General features: G+C 33.0%; 12 protein-coding genes. 5 read left to right on the forward strand and 7 right to left on the reverse strand.

The window, feature by feature from the left end; genetic code table 11:
• Positions 1 to 64: 64 nt before the first annotated feature.
• Positions 65 to 1,390, reverse strand: coding sequence for a PDZ domain-containing protein (locus FLAPXU55_RS22695; RefSeq protein ID WP_180861574.1), 1,326 nt, complete (start codon positions 1,388 to 1,390; stop codon positions 65 to 67).
• 122 nt (positions 1,391 to 1,512) lie between these two features.
• On the opposite strand from FLAPXU55_RS22695, the gene FLAPXU55_RS22700 reads away from it, so the two are divergent.
• The 5 genes from FLAPXU55_RS22700 to lgt all read left to right on the forward strand — a co-directional run bounded on the left by FLAPXU55_RS22700 (position 1,513) and on the right by lgt (position 6,542).
• Positions 1,513 to 2,709 carry a pyridoxal phosphate-dependent aminotransferase gene (locus FLAPXU55_RS22700; RefSeq protein ID WP_180861576.1) on the forward strand — a complete coding sequence of 399 codons (1,197 nt, stop codon included), beginning with the start codon at positions 1,513 to 1,515 and terminating at the stop codon, positions 2,707 to 2,709.
• Positions 2,710 to 2,913: 204 nt separating this feature from the next.
• Positions 2,914 to 3,585 carry a GTP cyclohydrolase I FolE gene (gene folE, locus FLAPXU55_RS22705; protein WP_091495932.1) on the forward strand — a complete coding sequence of 224 codons (672 nt, stop codon included), beginning with the start codon at positions 2,914 to 2,916 and terminating at the stop codon, positions 3,583 to 3,585.
• A 134-nt stretch (positions 3,586 to 3,719) separates the two neighbouring features.
• Positions 3,720 to 5,198: a cysteine--tRNA ligase gene (gene cysS, locus FLAPXU55_RS22710; RefSeq protein ID WP_180861578.1), complete on the forward strand. Its 1,479-nt coding sequence runs from the start codon at positions 3,720 to 3,722 to the stop codon at positions 5,196 to 5,198.
• Positions 5,199 to 5,293: 95 nt separating this feature from the next.
• The gene (yidD, locus tag FLAPXU55_RS22715) at positions 5,294 to 5,542 is read left to right on the forward strand and encodes a membrane protein insertion efficiency factor YidD (protein WP_053470979.1); all 249 of its coding nucleotides are present in this window, start codon (positions 5,294 to 5,296) and stop codon (positions 5,540 to 5,542) included.
• A 67-nt stretch (positions 5,543 to 5,609) separates the two neighbouring features.
• Positions 5,610 to 6,542 (forward strand): prolipoprotein diacylglyceryl transferase, encoded by a 933-nt coding sequence (lgt, locus tag FLAPXU55_RS22720; RefSeq protein ID WP_180861580.1) that lies wholly within the window; start codon positions 5,610 to 5,612, stop codon positions 6,540 to 6,542.
• A gap of 59 nt (positions 6,543 to 6,601) precedes the next feature.
• On the opposite strand, the gene FLAPXU55_RS22725 is transcribed toward lgt, so the two are convergent.
• The 6 genes from FLAPXU55_RS22725 to asnB form a co-directional block, all read right to left on the reverse strand.
• Positions 6,602 to 7,216, reverse strand: coding sequence for an acyloxyacyl hydrolase (locus FLAPXU55_RS22725; RefSeq protein ID WP_180861582.1), 615 nt, complete (start codon positions 7,214 to 7,216; stop codon positions 6,602 to 6,604).
• 84 nt (positions 7,217 to 7,300) lie between these two features.
• The gene (gene secDF / locus FLAPXU55_RS22730; RefSeq protein WP_053470982.1) at positions 7,301 to 10,291 is read right to left on the reverse strand and encodes a protein translocase subunit SecDF; all 2,991 of its coding nucleotides are present in this window, start codon (positions 10,289 to 10,291) and stop codon (positions 7,301 to 7,303) included.
• A 227-nt stretch (positions 10,292 to 10,518) separates the two neighbouring features.
• Complete coding sequence (gene mdh, locus FLAPXU55_RS22735; RefSeq protein ID WP_053470983.1) at positions 10,519 to 11,454, reverse strand: malate dehydrogenase; 936 nt, start codon at positions 11,452 to 11,454, stop codon at positions 10,519 to 10,521.
• Positions 11,455 to 11,562: 108 nt separating this feature from the next.
• Positions 11,563 to 13,503 (reverse strand): DNA topoisomerase (ATP-hydrolyzing) subunit B, encoded by a 1,941-nt coding sequence (gyrB, locus tag FLAPXU55_RS22740; protein ID WP_053470984.1) that lies wholly within the window; start codon positions 13,501 to 13,503, stop codon positions 11,563 to 11,565.
• A gap of 369 nt (positions 13,504 to 13,872) precedes the next feature.
• Positions 13,873 to 16,608, reverse strand: a complete 2,736-nt coding sequence (locus tag FLAPXU55_RS22745) for a M16 family metallopeptidase (protein WP_180861583.1) — start codon at positions 16,606 to 16,608, stop codon at positions 13,873 to 13,875.
• Between the two features lie 217 nt (positions 16,609 to 16,825).
• Entirely contained in the window at positions 16,826 to 18,442 is a 1,617-nt protein-coding gene (gene asnB, locus FLAPXU55_RS22750) for an asparagine synthase B (protein ID WP_180861584.1), read from the reverse strand.
• Between the last annotated feature and the right edge of the window lie 248 nt (positions 18,443 to 18,690).

An 18,690-nucleotide genomic window follows, 5' to 3' on the forward strand; every position in this document is an offset into this window, starting at 1 on the left:
TTTAAAAATCATTAATGAAACAAAACTTTTAATCTAAAAAATCTAAAGAATCATAATCCATAATTTACAATTCATCTTCGAGTTTAAATCTAAACTTCAAAATCAGACTGTTACGCTCTACTTCAAGATTAATCCATTTATCTTCTTCTGATTTTAAAAGCTGGTTAATTTGCTGCAACGAATATTTATAAGGCCGCTCACCATTTATGGAGGTTATAATATCTCCTTTTTGCAATCCGCATTTTTCTGCTGCAGATTGTTTTCTAATATTGACAATCTCATAAACGGGTTTCAAAGAAAATTTATATCTAAAATTCCCACCGTTATTTTGGTTTGCTTCTCCTTCGCTTAATGATGCGGCAACCTTTACTGTTTCTAAATGAACCGTTTCCTGAACCCACTGTAGTCCATTGTGCTGAATTGTAATCCCACTTTTATTATAAGTAAAAGGATCTTTAAACTTATGATTTTTTTTAAGGTACAACTTTTTATCTGCATAATCTAAAACTACTGTAAAACGCTTTAAGATTTCTCCGCCAACAGAACCAATACGGTCAGGAACCATCTTTACATTTTTAATAGATGTCGAATCTGGAAAAGCTACAATTGGTTTCTTAAATTCAAATTCATCAATTATAAATTTTTGAATTCTTGCACGATGCCCTTCAATATCACCGCTAAAACCTTTTCCCAGAAAATCAGGAAAATTTCTCTTTGGCAGTTTTATTTTATTATTTTCAAAAATCCAAAAAGCATCACTATTACCAATATCAATTAATAATTTTGCCGGAATTTCTTCATCTTCTACAACTGCAGTTGTGTAAATATAAGGCTTAGATTTTTCAATTGTAATAGGTATTGCTTTAAATTTTTTATCTAATTTTTTTCTAATAGATTCATTATTTGAATGCACAATAATTTTTCGCTTTTCATAATTGACTTCTACAATATTATTTTTAAAGAATTTATGACCAATAATTCCATTTACCGGAATACCAATATGTGAAGAAAGATTAAAACTCTGATCTAAAATCACAAACAACATATGATTATCAGATCTTAATCCGTGTGTTTCAAAAGTATTTTTTGTCGATTTAAGTCCTTCAATTTCACTTTCAGATCCTAATCCTCTAAGTCTGATTTTTTCGACGTTATTAAATTTAACCTCCTGCATTTCATCCATACTAAATAAAATAGTTTCTTCGACGCCGGAATCTAATAAGAAATTCAACTCGATTCCGTTTACTTTAATTGGAATAAAAATGAGGTTATTTATCAATTTAAAAGGGATTACAGCCTTTTTTTTATTATTTTGGATAATAAAACTATCCTGAGATTTTACACAAAAAGGTAACAATAACCCAAAAAACAACACAATATATTTTTTCATTGACAATATTTTATTATAAAATTAGTAAATATATTTATTATTGTTAGATTTTTATAAGTCTATGCATTGTTTACGTTAAATTCGAAAAAAAAATGCATTTTTGCACTTCAATAAAAAATCTCATGCCAACAATTTCAAGCAAAGGCAGAAACATGCCCGAATCACCGATACGCAAGCTTGCTCCTTATGCAGATTTAGCAAAGCAAAAAGGACACAAAGTGTATCACTTAAACATTGGTCAACCGGATATCAAGACACCCGAAGTGGCCATCGAGGCGGTAAAAAATATTGATTTAAGTATTATAGAATACAGTCCGTCAGCCGGATATGAAAGCTACAGAAAAAAATTAGCAAAATTTTACCAACGCCAAAATGTAAATGTTAACTCAGAAGACATCATTGTTACAACTGGTGGCTCTGAAGCCCTTTTATTTGCACTGGCCACAATTACAGACCCTGGAGATGAAATCATTATTCCAGAGCCTTTTTATGCTAATTATCACGCGTTTGCCTCTTCTACAAGTGCAACAGTAATTCCTCTTGTTTCGACTATCGAAACGGCATTTGCTTTGCCAAGTATTGAAGAAGTCGAAAAGTTGATTACACCAAAAACAAAAGCAATTTTAATTTGTAATCCGGGTAATCCAACCGGATATTTATATTCAGAAACTGAAATTAAACAATTAGCAGGTTTAATTAAAAAATACGATTTATACTTAATTGCTGACGAAGTATATCGTGAGTTTTTGTATGATGGAGATGATGTACACTATTCAGTTATGAATTTAGAAGATGTACAACAAAACGTAATCATGGTCGATTCAGTTTCAAAACGCTACAGTATGTGCGGTGCAAGAATTGGATGTTTGATTACTAAAAATAAAGAAGTACTGGCAACAGTAATGAAATTTGCTCAGGCGCGTTTAAGCCCGCCAACAATTGAGCAGATTGCATGCGAAGCCGCAATTGATACGCCTCAAAGTTATTTTGACGAAGTAATTGGAGAATATAAAGAGCGTCGAGACACTTTAATTTCTGAATTAAATAAAATTGAAGGTGTAGTTGTAACTAAACCAAAAGGTGCCTTTTACTGTATTGCTGAGTTACCTATTGCAGATTCTGATGATTTTGCTCAATGGCTTTTAGAAAGTTACGATTTAAATGGCGAAACAGTAATGATTGCTCCTGCAAAAGGATTCTATTCGACTCCTGGAATGGGATTGAATCAGGTTCGAATTGCGTATGTTTTAAACAAAAAAGACTTAATTACTGCTGTAAATATCTTAAAAGAAGCACTTTTGGCATACAACAGCAAATAAAAGACAAACTAAACTTAAACTTTCAAAAGACAATATCCATTCGTGTTATTGTCTTTTGTATTTTAAGGAGTCACACAATTAGACAATTTTTAAATTATATCCAAAAAGGATCAATTAAATAGTAAAAACGATAGAAAAGGTTTCCCATTTATTAATTATCTTTACCCCCTTAAAAAGATATACCCATTATAATAGTAGTTTTTAATGATAAATAACGAAGATTTTTTAGACGAAATAGGTGACAGTCATTTCAGCAGTAATGCAAAAAACCCTTTAAGAGCGGACGCATTTGACATAACTGATGAAGAAAAAATAGAGAAAATTAAAAAAGATGTTGAAAACATTCTGCAAACGCTGGGAATGGATTTGACAGACGACAGCATAAAAGGTACTCCAAACCGAGTAGCCAAAATGTTTGTAAAAGAGATTTTTGGTGGTTTAAACCCTGCAAAACAGCCAAAAGCTTCAACTTTTGACAATAATTACAAATACGGTGAAATGTTAGTAGAAAAAAACATTACTGTTTATTCTACTTGCGAACACCATTTACTGCCAATTATAGGGCGTGCTCACGTTGCTTATATTTCAAGTGGAAGAGTTATTGGTTTATCAAAAATGAACCGTATTGTTGAATATTATGCTAAAAGACCTCAGGTTCAAGAGCGTTTAACAATGCAGATTGTTCAGGAACTTCAAAAAGCTTTAGGAACCGAAGATGTTGCCTGCGTTATCGACGCAAAACATCTTTGTGTTAACTCAAGAGGAATTAAAGATATCGAAAGCAGCACAGTAACTTCTGAATTCGGTGGAAAATTCAAAGATCCTCAAACAAAAAGAGAGTTTCTTGACTATATTAAATTAGATACTCAGTTCTAATTTTTCACGATATTTCTATTATATTTATGGTCTAGCCCTGATGGAAGAGGTATTTTTTTTATGGTCTTGTCATTACGAGATAAAAGATACAGCGGACAGCAGGAATAGCTCCTAAAAAAATCAACTAAAAAAATATGCCTTTATATACAACGCAGCCACTAAAAATATACAATTCACTTTCGGGTGAAAAAGAAAATTTCAAACCAATCCATGAAGGAAATGTTGGAATGTATGTTTGCGGACCAACGGTTTATAGCAATGTGCATTTAGGAAACGTAAGGACTTTTATGTCTTTTGACGTGATTTTCAGGTATTTTTTACATCTGGATTACAAAGTTCGTTATGTCCGTAATATTACCGATGTTGGTCATATTGTAGATGATGTTGATGAAGGTGAGGATAAAATTGCTAAAAAAGCACGTTTAGAGCAGTTAGAACCAATGGAAGTTGTTCAGCGCTACACTGTTGATTTTCACGATATTTTAAAAGCCTTCAACTTTTTACCGCCAAGTATTGAGCCAACTGCAACCGGACATATTATTGAGCAAATCGAAATCATCAAAAAAATCATTGATACCGGAATTGGTTATGTTGCCAACGGATCTGTTTATTTTGATGTTGTAAAATATAACGAAACCAATAATTACGGAGTTTTAAGCGGCAGAAATATTGAAGATATGCTTGCCAACACCCGTGATCTTGATGGACAGTCGGACAAAAGAAATCCGCAGGATTTTGCACTTTGGAAAAAAGCTGAACCAGAACATATTATGAGATGGCCTTCTCCTTGGAGCGATGGTTTCCCGGGCTGGCACTTAGAATGTACTGCAATGAGTACTAAATATTTAGGGAATCATTTTGATATTCACGGCGGTGGAATGGATTTAAAATTTCCACACCACGAATGTGAAATTGCTCAAAATGAAGCTTGCACAGGACAATCCCCGGTAAATTACTGGATGCACGCCAACATGCTTACGCTTAACGGAAAGAAAATGGCAAAATCTACCGGAAATAATATTTTACCGGGAGAAATTCTAAGCGGTGATAATACCATTTTAAGCAAAGCATTTTCTGCTTCTGTAACTAGATTTTTTATGTTACAGGCACATTACAGAAGTATTTTAGATTTCTCTGATGACGCTATTACAGCTGCTGAAAAAGGATATAAAAGATTAATAGAAGCTCTTGAAGCATTACCAGCAATAACAGCCGGTTCTTCAAGTTCTGTTGATTTTGCCGCATGGAAACAAGCTTGTTATGATGCAATGAACGACGATTTTAACACACCAATTTTAATTGCGCAGTTATTTGAAGGTGTTCGTTATATCAATTTATTAAAAGAAGGAAAAGAAACCATTTCTTCCGAAGATTTAAAATTATTTTCGACAGCAATTAATGCTTTTGTTTTTGATGTTTTAGGTTTAAGCGATGAGAAAGCAGCCGACAGCAATAACGACAAATTAGAAGGTGTTGTAAACATGCTTATCGGAATGAGAAATCAGGCAAGAGCAGATAAAAATTTCGCTCTTTCTGATCAAATTCGTGATCAGTTAATTGCTTTAGGAATTCAGCTAAAAGACGGTAAAGAAGGAACTTCTTTTAGTATTTAATAAAAAGAAGTATTCAGTGTTCAGTATTTAGTGTTCAGATTTGCACTTTACCTTAAACTGATCACTAAATACTGAACACTGATTACTAATAAAATATGTTTTCAAAAATTCTGATATATCCGTTTGTAATACTGGTGCGCTTTTACCAAACTGCGATTTCACCTTTTACACCCGCTTCCTGCAGGTTTGAACCTACTTGTTCTACATATATGATTCAGGCATTGCAAATGCACGGATTATTTTACGGAGGATATTTAGGAATGAAACGAATTTTAAGCTGCCATCCTTGGGGAAGAACAGGCTATGATCCCGTTCCCGAGAAGAAATGTTCACATAAACATTAACTTTTTATAAAGACTTGCTCCACATTTAATATTTATTTTTACAACATATATAAAAACATTACACTATATGACACAGCCTTTAAACATCGTTTGGAATCCTTCAGAAGGAATAGATTTAGGATTTTTTATGATTCGTTATTACAGTTTAATGTTCGTAATTGCTTTTGGTTTAGGATGGTTCCTAATGAAAAAGATTTTCGAACGCGAACATGAATCGTTAGACAAATTAGACTCATTATTTGTCTGGACTGTTTTAGCAACGTTAATTGGAGCTCGTTTAGGTCATGTTTTCTTTTATGATTGGGAATATTTTAGAAATCATTTACTTGAAATATTTTTACCATTCAAATTCGAACCAAAATTTGAATTTACAGGTTTTCAAGGTTTAGCTAGTCATGGCGCAGCTATTGCAATCATTTTTGCAATGTATTATTACAGCAAAATGATTTTAAAACGTCCGTTATTATGGATTTTAGATCGAGTTGTAATTCCAGTTGCAAGCGGTGCTATTTTTGTTCGCTTAGGGAATTTTTTCAATTCTGAGATTATTGGACATGAAACTACATCGGCTTTTGGAATCCGTTTTTTACATGATAAATTCAGCAAGGCAGAAGCAGTAAATGCAACTCAAATCGCAAATCCAAAAGACGCATATAATGCAATAGCTACAGATCCTAAATTTGCTGATTTATTAGCACAGGTTCCTGCAAAACATCCAACGCAATTATATGAAGCTTTTTGCTATATTTTTGTATTTGCAATCTTGTATTTCTTGTATTGGAAAACTAATGCAAGACTTAAATCAGGATACTTATTCGGATTATTTTTAGTTCTTTTATTTGTAGTTCGATTTATAGTTGAATTTGTAAAAGAAAGCCAGGGAGGTATTGAAGAAGAATTAGGTTTATTCTCAACCGGGCAATGGTTAAGTATACCTTTTATTATAATTGGTCTTTTCTTTATTATTAGAGCGCAAAGAAATCCTTTAGCGACTTCTTAATAATTAAATAAGAACCTTAAAATATAAAAGTCCAGTATTTAGAAATACTGGACTTTTTTTTATAGTGGATATGAAATTCCAAATTCTATATTTTTAGTATTGTAACCTGCATTCGTACTACTCAATCCTGCATTAGAAACGTGCCGTAATTCAGGACGAATATCAAATTGGATCTTCTGTATCCTAAAAGAAAAACCAAGTGCTAAAACATCTGCAAAAGCAAAACCTTTAGACATTCTTTCGGTTTCCGTATCTGTTATCATTGGACCTACACTTCCCAAAACATAAAAGGAGCAATTTTTATTGATTGGTTTCCGAATTAAAAAACCAAGATTCAGTACATACTCACGAACATCTTTTAACTGCGTATATCTATCTCTTTTCTCTTGATAATCCGGAGTTTCAGGCTTCACAAAATAGAAATTCAACAATTGATGTTTGGCAAAATTAATTTCGGGCTGAACCAGTATTTCATATTGAAAATGTTTTCTCTCTTTCAATTTATAATATAACTGCGCTTTATAAAAGTGATTTTCAAAAGTGTAATCTTTATTATTGAATTCACTTCCAAAACCATAATTAAAACCAATTGAGAATCGCGAGTTATCTTCTTGCGCAGTAATTATTGATACGCTAAAAAAAAGCAATAAACATAAAAGTAATTTTCTACCCATAAATCATTTTAAAGTTCATTAAATATAATACAAAAAAAAGATCCAGCTTTCACCGGATCTTTTTTATATAATTTAAGCAATTAATTATGCTTTATTATGCTTGTCTTCAATTGTGTGTTTATCAGCAGAAGAAATCGAGTCAACCAATACTGGTGTAGCGATAAATAATGATGAATAAGTACCCACAATAATACCAATTAACATGGCAAAGATAAATCCTCTGATTGATTCTCCACCAAAGATAAACATCGTTAATAATACAATGATCATCATTAATGAAGTATTCAATGTTCTAGATAATGTAGTATTAATAGAAGCATTTACAATATCTTCGAAAGTACCTTTACGGTTTCCGATGATAAACTCTCTAATTCTATCAAATACAATTACAGTATCGTTCATAGAGTAACCAATTACGGTAAGAATCGCTGCAATAAAGTGCTGATCCATTTCCATGTGGAATGGCATGAATTTATAACATAAAGAGTAAATTCCTAATACGAAGATTACGTCATGCGCAACAGCTGCAATCGCACCTAATGAATACTGCCATTTACGGAAAGAGATCATTAAGTATAAGAAAATAACTGCCATTGCTCCAAGAACTGCCCAGTATGAGTTTGTTTTGATATCTTCAGAGATAGAAGCTCCAACTTTAGAAGCTTGTAATACTCCTACTCTTTTACCATCAAAAGAGTTGATGAATTTATCGTAAGTTGTATTTGGGAAATATTTAATTAATCCTTTATATAACTTTTGGTTTACTTCTTCATCGATAGCAACACCATCTTCTTTAATTTTGTATTTAGTTGTGATTTTCAACTGATCATCATCACCTAAAATTTTAGCTTCAACCGGAGTTCCAAAAGCAGCAGATAATTCATCTGAAACTACTGTTGCATCAATTGGTTTTTCAAATTTAACCTGGAAAGTTCTTCCTCCAACAAAATCAACACCTTCATCTAATCCGTTAACGAAGAAGATAGAAATTAAACTTACAACTACTACAATTGAAGAGAAGATATAAGTGAATTTTTTGATTTTAATAAAGTCAAAGTGGAAATTAGTAAACCAGTTTTTAGTAATGTTTGTAGAGAAAGTTAAATCCCCTTTTCCAGCAATGTTTCTGTCAATGAAAATTCTAGCAATAAAGATAGAAGTAAACAATGAAGTTACGATACCAATAAGTAATGTTAAAGCAAAACCTTTGATTGGTCCTGTTCCAAAGATAAATAAGATCGCTCCAGTTAAAACGTGAGTAACGTTTGCATCAATAATAGAACGCATTGCACCGTGCCATCCGTAAGATGCAGCTACAGCTTCAGATAATGATTTACCTTCACGTAATTCCTCTTTTGCTCTTTCATATATAATAATGTTGGCATCTACCGCAGTACCTAATGTTAATACGATACCTGCAATACCTGGTAATGTTAATACAAAACCAAAACTTGCCATAATTCCGAATAAGAAAAGTAAGTTCAATAATAAAGCAAGGTTTGCATACCATCCAGCTTTACCATAATAGAATACCATCCAAACACAAACTAATAAGAATCCTAATACAGATGAAATTGTTCCTGCATCAATTGCTGCCTGACCTAAAGATGGTCCAACAACAGTAGATTGAATAATGTCTGCAGAAGCTGGTAATTTACCTGCATTTAATACGTTAGCTAAATCTTTAGTTTCAGCAACATCAAAAGAACCTGTAATTTCAGATCTTCCTCCAGCAATAGGACCACTTGTAACACCTGGTGCAGAATATACGATGTTATCTAATACAATAGCGATATAACCTTTTTGAGAGAAAGCTCTTCCTGTTAATTCTTCCCAAACTTTAGCTCCCTGGCTGTTCATTTGCATAGAAACAGCTGGTTTACCCATTTGGTCAAAAGTATCTTTTGCATCAGTTACAACACCACCACTCATAGCTGGTACGTTATCTCTGTTACCTTTTAAAGCATATAATTCAACTGCTTCAATATCTTTAGCGCTTGCTAAATCTTTTGCTTTAGGATCTTTTACAGTTGTTGGTTTACTCCATACAAATTTTGCATAATGTTGGTCAGCAGCCAATAAAATTCTGATTTCTGGTCTTTTGAAATAAGCATTGATTGTTGCAGTATCTTTTGTAGCGAAGTATCCTAAAACCGGACCGCCGCCTTGAGTAATCATTTTGTCAAATAAAGGATTGTTTCCTTTTTTAGTATCAACTGAATCTTTAGCATCAGTTAATAAAGCATTCAATGAATCTTTAGCAACTGTTTTAGTTTCTACTTTTTTAACTTCAGTTTTCTTTAAAGCTTCGTTAGCAGCAACTAAGAAGTTACCAACTTCTTCAATTTTATAAGTTTCCCAAAACTCTAATTGAGCTTTTCCACCTAATAATTTTTTAATCCTGTCAACATCTTTGGCACCTGGAAGTTCTACTAAGATTCTTCCAGTTTCTCCTAATTTTTGGATGTTTGGTTGTGTTACACCAAATTTGTCGATACGCTCTCTTAATACTTTGTAAGCACTTTCGATAGACTCATCAACTTTTCTTTTGATTACTTTTTGAGCTTGTGCATCTGTCATTTGGAAATCAATTCCACCTTCACCTTGTAAACTTCTGTTTGCAAAGATGTCTGGCGAAGCCAATTTTGTATTTCCATTTGAGTTTGCTTCAAAAGCTTCAAAGAATTTATTTAAATAGGTCTTATTTCCTTCTAAATTTGCAGTTGCATCAGCTAATGATTTATTAAAAACCGGGTTTTTAGAATTGTTTGCTAATCCTTTTAAAACGTCTTTAACAGAGATTTGAAGAATTACGTTGATTCCTCCTTCTAAGTCAAGACCTTTATTTAATTGTTTGTTTTTTACTTCATTATAAGTGAAGTCAGTAAAACCAAGATTAAACACTTTTTCTTTACCAATAGAATCTAAATATTTTAGCTCTTTATCAGGATTATCTCCTGCAAAAGCTTTAGCCTCACTTTTGACATTATTTGCCACAAAAGTGAAAGATAATTGGTAAATACTTACCAATGCAAATAGAATTGCGAAAAATTTAATAAGTCCTTTATTCTGCATTATTACTAAAAATTAATTATGTTTTATGTTTGTTTTTGGTTTTAAATCCCCTAAAAATAAGCCCTGACATGAGTTTTTAAAACTAAAAAATCGAGATCACGAATTACTACATTTTTTTTAAATCGAGCAAATATATAATTAACGAAAACATTAACCAATTTATTTATTAATTAATCTCAAAAAAAAGACTGCAAAAGTGCAGCCTTTTTCTTTTTTTCCTGTTTTTATTATACTAAAATCGATTTTAGAGCATCATTCATGCCACGAACTGCATCTGCACTTTTGGCAAATAAAGCCTTTTCCTGGTCGTTTAAATGAATATCTACAATTTCTTCGATACCATTTTTACCAATTATACACGGCACTCCTATACAAATATCGTTTTGCCCGTACTCTCCTTCTACGAATACAGAGCATGCAATCATTTTCTTTTGATCGTTTAGGATACTATCTACTAAATAAGCAACAGAAGCTCCCGGAGCATACCATGCAGATGTTCCTAAAAGCCCTGTAAGGGTTGCACCGCCTACCATTGTATCTGCAGCAACTTTTTGAAGTACTTCTTCTGAAAGGAATTGCGAAACCGGAATTCCGTTATAAGATGCTAAACGTGTTAACGGAATCATAGTAGTATCACCGTGACCTCCAATTACCATCGCCGAAATATCATTAGCAGGTTTATCTAAAGCAAGAGAAAGATACGTTCTAAAACGAGAACTATCTAAAGCTCCTCCCATACCTATAATTCTGTTTTTTGGTAATCCTGTAGCTTTTAAAGCTAAATAAGTCATAGTATCCATTGGGTTCGAAACTACAACTATTATAGTATCAGGAGAATATTTTAGTACATTTTCGGCAACTGTTTTTACAATTCCGGCATTTATACCAATTAATTCTTCCCTTGTCATTCCTGGTTTTCTCGGAATTCCTGATGTAATAACCACTACATCACTTCCGGCAGTTTTAGAATAATCGTTGGTTACACCAGATACTTTAGTATTGAACCCAGTATTTGTGGCGCATTGTGTGATATCCAACGCTTTCCCTTCGGCAAAACCTTCTTTAATATCCAACAACACTACTTCACTGGCAATTCCTCTATAAGAAATAACATCTGCACAAGTAGCTCCAACATTTCCTGCTCCTACAATGGTAACTTTCATATTTTATACTTTATCGGTTATTAATTTGTTTGTTTGTTTTATAAATGACAATTCGTTTAATCGTTTAAGTAAATTTAAACAATTAAACGAATTGAAAGTTAATTTTTATTAGGCATCGATATTTGCGTAAACGGCATTTTTCTCGATAAATTCTCTACGTGGCGGAACTTCATCTCCCATTAACATAGAAAATACTCTATCTGCCTCTGCAAGACTATCAATAGTAACCTGGCGTAATGTTCTGAAGTTTGGATCCATTGTAGTTTCCCACAATTGCTCCGCGTTCATCTCTCCAAGACCTTTATAACGCTGGATAGCTGCACTTCCTCCCATTCTATCATTTGCCTGATCACGCTGAACATCGTTCCATGCGTATTCTTTTTTGTTTCCTTTTTTAACTAAGTATAAAGGTGGTGCTGCGATATAAACGTGACCTTCTTCAATTAGTTCTTTCATGAAACGGAAGAAGAACGTTAATATTAAGGTAGAAATATGACTACCATCGACATCGGCATCACACATGATGATTACTTTATGATATCTTAATTTTTCAAGATTTAATGCTTTGCTGTCTTCTGCAGTTCCTACAGTAACTCCTAAAGCTGTAAATATATTTCTAATCTCTTCGTTTTCAAATACTTTATGGTGCATCGCTTTCTCGACATTCAAAATCTTACCACGCAATGGTAAAATCGCCTGAAAGTTACGGTCACGCCCTTGTTTTGCTGTTCCACCAGCCGAATCTCCCTCGACAAGGTAAACCTCACATCTTGCAGGATCCTGCTCAGAACAATCTGAAAGTTTTCCTGGCAATCCACCGCCGCCCATAACGGTTTTACGCTGAACCATTTCACGTGCTTTTTTCGCTGCGTGACGTGCCTGAGCTGCTAAAATTACTTTTTGAATAATGATTCGGGCATCATTTGGATTTTCTTCCAAATAATTTTCTAACATTTCTCCAACTGCCTGAGAAACCGGAGAAACTACTTCTCTATTTCCAAGCTTTGTTTTTGTTTGTCCTTCGAATTGAGGTTCAGCAACTTTTACCGAAATAATAGCTGTTAATCCTTCACGGAAGTCATCTCCCGCAATTTCGAATTTCAATTTATCTAACATTCCAGATGCATCTGCGTATTTTTTAAGCGTTCTTGTTAAACCACTTCTAAAACCTTGTAAATGCGTTCCTCCTTCGTGTGTATTAATATTATTTACGTAAGAGAAAATATTCTCTGTGTAACTTGTATTATAGATTAAGGCAACCTCAACCGGAATTTCACCTTTTTCGTGATCCATGCTGATTACGTGAGAGATAATTGGCTCACGGTTTCCATCTAAATAACGAATGTATTCTTTAAGACCTTCATCAGAATGAAAAACTTCGCTTTTAAATTCGCCTTTTTCATCTACTTCTCTTTTATCCGTAAAAGTAATTGTGATTCCTTTGTTTAAGAAAGAAAGCTCACGCATGCGTGCTGATAAGGTATCATAAGAGAACTCTGTAGTTTGTGTAAAGATTGTATTATCAGGATAAAAAGTCTGACGTGTACCTCTTTTATCTGTTTCCCCGATTTGTTTTACCGGATATAATGATTTTCCTCTTTCATATTCCTGCTCATAGATTTTTCCATCTCTAAAAACAGTCGATTTCATATGAACCGAAAGTGCGTTTACTACAGAAACCCCAACACCGTGAAGTCCTCCGGAAACTTTATAAGAATCTTTATCAAATTTACCTCCGGCACCAATTTTAGTCATTACAACCTCAAGTGCAGAAACTCCTTCTTTTTTATGTAAATCAACTGGAATACCACGTCCGTTATCCTCAACTGTAATAGAACCATCTTCATTAATTGCAACACCAATAGTATCACAATGTCCGCCCATCGCCTCATCAATAGAGTTATCAACAACTTCATAAACCAAATGATGCAGTCCTCGAACTCCTACATCTCCAATATACATGGATGGACGCATTCTTACGTGCTCCATTCCTTCTAATGCCTGAATACTATCTGCTGAATAATTGTTCTTCTTGATCTCTTCGCTCATATAATTTATTCTAAAAAATGTATTTACTGTCTAACACGCAAATATATAAAAACGCAAGGTATATACCCATAAAATTCCGACTTAAAGCGCTTAAGTTATTAACACAATTGTCTTAAAAACCAAAAAATAAACCTAAAAGGCAAGTTTAAATTCCAATTTTCATAAATTCGAAATTCTAAAAATAGGAATAACATAAAAAATATCAATTTCCAAAAGTCAATAAATCCCAATTTTCTTAAATTCCAAATTCCAAACTTTACCAGCTGCATAAAAAAAACCGAAATAACATTATAAAATGCATTTCGGTTTTATGAATTCAAATTCCTTTAAGTTGGAATTTGGATTTTCTCAATTTTGGAATTTCCTTTTTTATTGTTTTTTATTAAAATCTCCAGCGTAAACTGAAGTCATTTTATCTAAAGTCAGGTATTTTTTCAAAACTTTATTTACTTCATCCACTTTTAAAGCTTTTACTTTAGTTTCAAGCTGATCATAATCATCAAGAGCTATTCCGTATTGTAAATAAGTATTTACTAGCTCCATTAAGGTATTGTCTACGCCTAATCTTGTTTTTCTTTCATTTTGCCAGCTCACTAAATTTGATTTTAATTCTTCGGCTGTAAATCCGTCTTTTAAAGCTTTTGCAATTTCCTCTTTTGTAGCTGTTTCAACAGCATTCTTTTTCGTAGGGTTTAAAAAAGCATAATAAGTCCAGGCTGCCGCATCATTGGTAATTGGCACATCAATAAAAGAGCCCGCACCGTAACTAATACCTTCTTTTTCTCTTAACCTCATCGGAATTCTGGCGCTTAAAAAACCACCGCTTCCTAAAATTTCATTTGCCATAACAAATGCCGGATAATCTGGATTTTTTCTATCCATTTTAAAACTGATTCTGCCTAGCGCCACAGCATTTTCTTTATCTGGCGTAATAATATCTTTATCTAATTTTTGTGTTTCAAAATAAGCCGGCTGAGCAAGTTCGTATTTTGATTTAGAATTCCATTTTCCAAATGTATTTTCTAAAATCTCTCCTGTAGTTTTTGCATCTAAATCTCCTACTACACTTCCTATTCCATTATTTCCACCTAAAAAATTGGTATAGAAATCAACAATTTCAGCTTGTTTAATTTTTTTAAACGCATCAATTTGTTCCTGAATTGTTGGTGTATAAAAAATACTTCCTTTTGGATATTTAGTAGTTATTCTCGAAATTTCTGTAAAAGCAACAGCCTGCGGATCATTTAAACTAGACTCTAAATAGGTGTTATATTCGCTGATTGTTTTAGTTAATTCATTTTCGGGGAAAGTCGAATTCGCTAATAAATCTGCTAAAATTCCCATTACCTCTTTAAAGTGCTCTTTATAAGTATTAACGCTAACCGATAATGTTTGTCTAGAAAAATTAAAATTAATTGATGATTTCAATTGATCTAATTTATCCTGAATTTGCTCTTTTGTCTGCGTTTTAGTTCCTGTTTTTAGTAATTGAGCCAAGATTCCGGCAATATCACTTTTACCTGTTAAATCTTTTTCATTACTAACCGGAAACTTGAAACTTGCCTGAACTTTTCCGCCTTTTATTTCTTTTTTGATTAATCCGTATTTTATACCATTTGTCAATTTTCCTTCAACAAAATTTTGTTTTAGATTTTTAATGGATGCTTCAAACGGCGCCGCTTCTTTCTCTAAAGCTTTTCCTTTATAATCTTTAGTAAGTGCCAATAATTGTTCATCAGTATATTCATTTGGCTTAACCCTTACCTCATCTTTAGAAGGAATAAATACGCCGACTGTTCTATTATTTGGTCTAAAATATTTCTCAGCAACTCTTTGAATATCTTCTTTTGTTAATTTCTCAACAGCATCTCTGTATAAATAACCAAGTCTGTAATCGCCTGCGCCAATAATTTCGGTTAGGTTAATAGCATACGAAATAGTATTGTTTTTTACTGATTCTATTTGCTTGATAATTTTTGCTTTTGCTCTGCTTACATCCTTATCTGTGTATTTTGTAGTAGTTATTTTATCGAGCTCGCTTCTTACAATCTCTTTTGTCGCATATACATCTTTATCATTAGGAACTGCAACTCCAAAATAGATAAAACTCGCGTCTCTTACCGATGGCTGCCAAAAATAAATATTGGATGCTTTTTGTGTTTCAACTAATGTTTTATACAAATAACCAGATGGATCTGCAGTTAAGATTTCTCCTAAAGCATCAATTGCAGCATAATCTTTATCAGCATAAGATACGGTATGATATAAAGCGCCAACATTTTTGCTGTCACCGGCTCTTTTAAGCTCTACATATTTTTCACCATCCTGAGCAGGTTCTATAGTATACGTTTTATCTAAAACTCTTTTTGGTCTTGGAATTGCCCCAAAATACTGTCCAACATATTGCAATGCTTTTTGTTCATCAAATTTACCTGCAATGATCAAAGTTGAATTGTCTGGCTGATAGTATTTTTCATAAAAAACGCGAAGTGTATTTGCTTTTACCCTTTCAATATCTTCTTTACTTCCAATGGTGCTGTTTCCGTAATTATGCCACACGTAAGCCGAAGAAAGAATTCTCTCTTGTAAAACGCCGTCAGGATTATTTTCTCCTATTTCAAACTCATTTCTAACTACAGAAAATTCTTTATCCAAATCAGTTTGTAAAATGGTAGAGTTAATCATTCTGTCAGCCTCCATTTCGATACTCCATTTCAGGTTTTCATCGCTTGACGGGAATATTTCATAATAGTTGGTTCTGTCCAACCAAGTGGTTCCATTGGCGTTTCCGCCTTTGTCTGAGAGCATCTTTTTAATATCTCCTAAATTCTTAGTGCTTTTAAAAAGCATATGCTCTAATAAATGCGCCATTCCTTTTTCTCCATAACCTTCATTTCTGGAACCAACATTGTAAACAATATTGACTACCATATTACTTTGAGAAGCATCTGGAATTAAAAGAACTTTTAATCCATTATTTAAAGAATATTCTTTGACGCCTTCGACATTTGTGATATACTTGGGTGCCTCTGTTTTTTGTGCATAAACTGAGCCCAATGAAACTAATGAGCAGCATAAAATTCCACTTAGTAATAAGTTCTTCATAAATTGTGTTTAAGGGTTATTTAATTGTTCGTGGTAATCAAATATAGTATTTTTCTGAAATACGTTTTATTCTCATTAACTTACTTTTAGCAATTTACGGGAAACCACAAAAAAAAGCCGAAACTACATTGTGAATGCATTTCGGCTTTTTATATTTTAGTTCCAAATTGAAATTCAGAATTTGGAATTTGGAATTTTTTTATTGAAATTTTCTATATTAAACAGCAACTCCAGATTTTACATTTTCAAAATTTCCTTGTAAGTGGGCTGCATTTGCTCTTCCGCTTGGATCAAGGTTTTCCTGCCATTTCGGAATCCATTTACGAACAGTTTGCGCTGCACTAACCTGCGGATAATATTTGTGGAATATAGATCTGTAATAATACGCTTCTTTTGTTGTTGGCGTATTATACGGAAACTCTGCACTTGCACCCGCCAATTGCTCGTCTGTAACCTGCGTAGCACAATATTCGATTAATTCATCAACCCAGTTATATCCAACTCCATCAGAAAATTGTTCTTTTTGTCTCCATAAAACTTCTTTTGGTAAATATGGATCATTTGGCGTATCAAAAGCTTTTCTTAAAATATATTTTTCAATTCCTTCATACGTTTTAGGCTGTTTTTCTTCTGTTTTAATTCGAATGGTAACATCTAAAAAATCTTTATCTAAAAATGGAATTCTGGCTTCGATTCCGTTTGCCATTGTAGTTTTATCAACACGCAGTAAATCGGCCGTAAATAACTTCTGAACTCTTTCTATAGTTTCATCCTGAAATTCTTCTGCCGAAGGCGCATTTCTAAAATACAAATGTCCACCGAAAATTTCATCGGCACCTTCACCCGAAAGAATCACTTTTACTCCTTTATCAATTATCGCTTTTGATAATAAATACATTGGAACTCCGGAACGAACCGAAATAATATCGTACGTTTCAATATGCGAAATCACTTTTTCTAAAATCGCAACACCTTCTTCAACTGTAAAATGTATTTCATGGTGATCTGTTCCTAAAAATTCAGCAGCTTTTCTTGCCGAAACATTATCCGGAGCATCAGCATCTAATCCGATAGAAAAAGAGGGCAATTTTTTACCGCTGTCTTTTAATAATCTTGATGCTATTGATGAAATTAAAGAGGTATCTAAACCTCCTGATAATACAACTCCAACCGGAACTTCACTCATTAATCTTTTGCGGGTTGCTTCGATTAATGATTCACGAATTAAACCTAAATCAAGTGGCTGAGTCGCATTTTTATGATCTTCGTATTCTGGGTGATAATATTTTACAAAACCGCTTTTTGCTGTATAATAATGTCCCGGAGGAAAAGTCGAAAATGATTTACATTGATCTGCAATTGATTTCATTTCTGAAGAAAAATAAATCCTTCCTCTTTCATCTAAACCATAATACAAAGGTTTTACACCAATTGGGTCTCTTCCAGCAATATATTTATCTCCGTCGATTATTACGAAAGCAAAATCTCCATCTAGTTTATTACAAAAATCATATCCAAATTCTTCGTACAAATGCACAATTACTTCTGAATCAGAATTTGTTCTAAAAGTATGATCTTTTAAAACGGTATTTTTTAATTCCTGATAATTATAAATTTCCCCGTCGTGAACCATCCAGGTTTTATCTGTTCCCTGAATAGGCTGTTTCCCCGATTTTAAATCGATAATAGAAAGACTTTCATGACAAAGAATACTGCCATTTTCCATAATGTGCAAATCGCTTTCATCAGGGCCGCGATGCGACATTCTTTCAGAAAGTGCTTTTACAAGCTGCGGGTCTTTTCCTTTACCAATAACGGCCAATAATCCAGACATACTATTCTATTTTTTTATTTTTATTCTACTGTTTCAAACTTAAAATAAGCCGAACATTAAAAAATCATTAAAATTTCCTGTTGAAAGCAAAACTAAATATTATTTTTTGCTTTCTTACATTTTCAGTATTAAAATCTTAGGTATTTAACTTTTTTTGGGGAATGCCAAATATAAAAAAAGTAAGTTAAATAATTGCCGAAATATTTTTATAAAGAACTGAAATATAGAATTTAACAATTTTAGACAAG

It is taken from the genome of Flavobacterium panici, assembly GCF_903819335.1.
GTDB lineage: Bacteria > Bacteroidota > Bacteroidia > Flavobacteriales > Flavobacteriaceae > Flavobacterium > Flavobacterium panici.

Coding starts and splice junctions, on each gene's coding strand:
- FLAPXU55_RS22695 (WP_180861574.1), bottom strand. CDS start 1,390: ATGAAAAAATATATTGTGTTGTTTTTTGGGTTATTGTTACCTTTTTGT.
- FLAPXU55_RS22700 (WP_180861576.1), top strand. CDS start 1,513: ATGCCAACAATTTCAAGCAAAGGCAGAAACATGCCCGAATCACCGATA.
- folE (WP_091495932.1), top strand. CDS start 2,914: ATGATAAATAACGAAGATTTTTTAGACGAAATAGGTGACAGTCATTTC.
- cysS (WP_180861578.1), top strand. CDS start 3,720: ATGCCTTTATATACAACGCAGCCACTAAAAATATACAATTCACTTTCG.
- yidD (WP_053470979.1), top strand. CDS start 5,294: ATGTTTTCAAAAATTCTGATATATCCGTTTGTAATACTGGTGCGCTTT.
- lgt (WP_180861580.1), top strand. CDS start 5,610: ATGACACAGCCTTTAAACATCGTTTGGAATCCTTCAGAAGGAATAGAT.
- FLAPXU55_RS22725 (WP_180861582.1), bottom strand. CDS start 7,216: ATGGGTAGAAAATTACTTTTATGTTTATTGCTTTTTTTTAGCGTATCA.
- secDF (WP_053470982.1), bottom strand. CDS start 10,291: ATGCAGAATAAAGGACTTATTAAATTTTTCGCAATTCTATTTGCATTG.
- mdh (WP_053470983.1), bottom strand. CDS start 11,454: ATGAAAGTTACCATTGTAGGAGCAGGAAATGTTGGAGCTACTTGTGCA.
- gyrB (WP_053470984.1), bottom strand. CDS start 13,503: ATGAGCGAAGAGATCAAGAAGAACAATTATTCAGCAGATAGTATTCAG.
- FLAPXU55_RS22745 (WP_180861583.1), bottom strand. CDS start 16,608: ATGAAGAACTTATTACTAAGTGGAATTTTATGCTGCTCATTAGTTTCA.
- asnB (WP_180861584.1), bottom strand. CDS start 18,442: ATGTCTGGATTATTGGCCGTTATTGGTAAAGGAAAAGACCCGCAGCTT.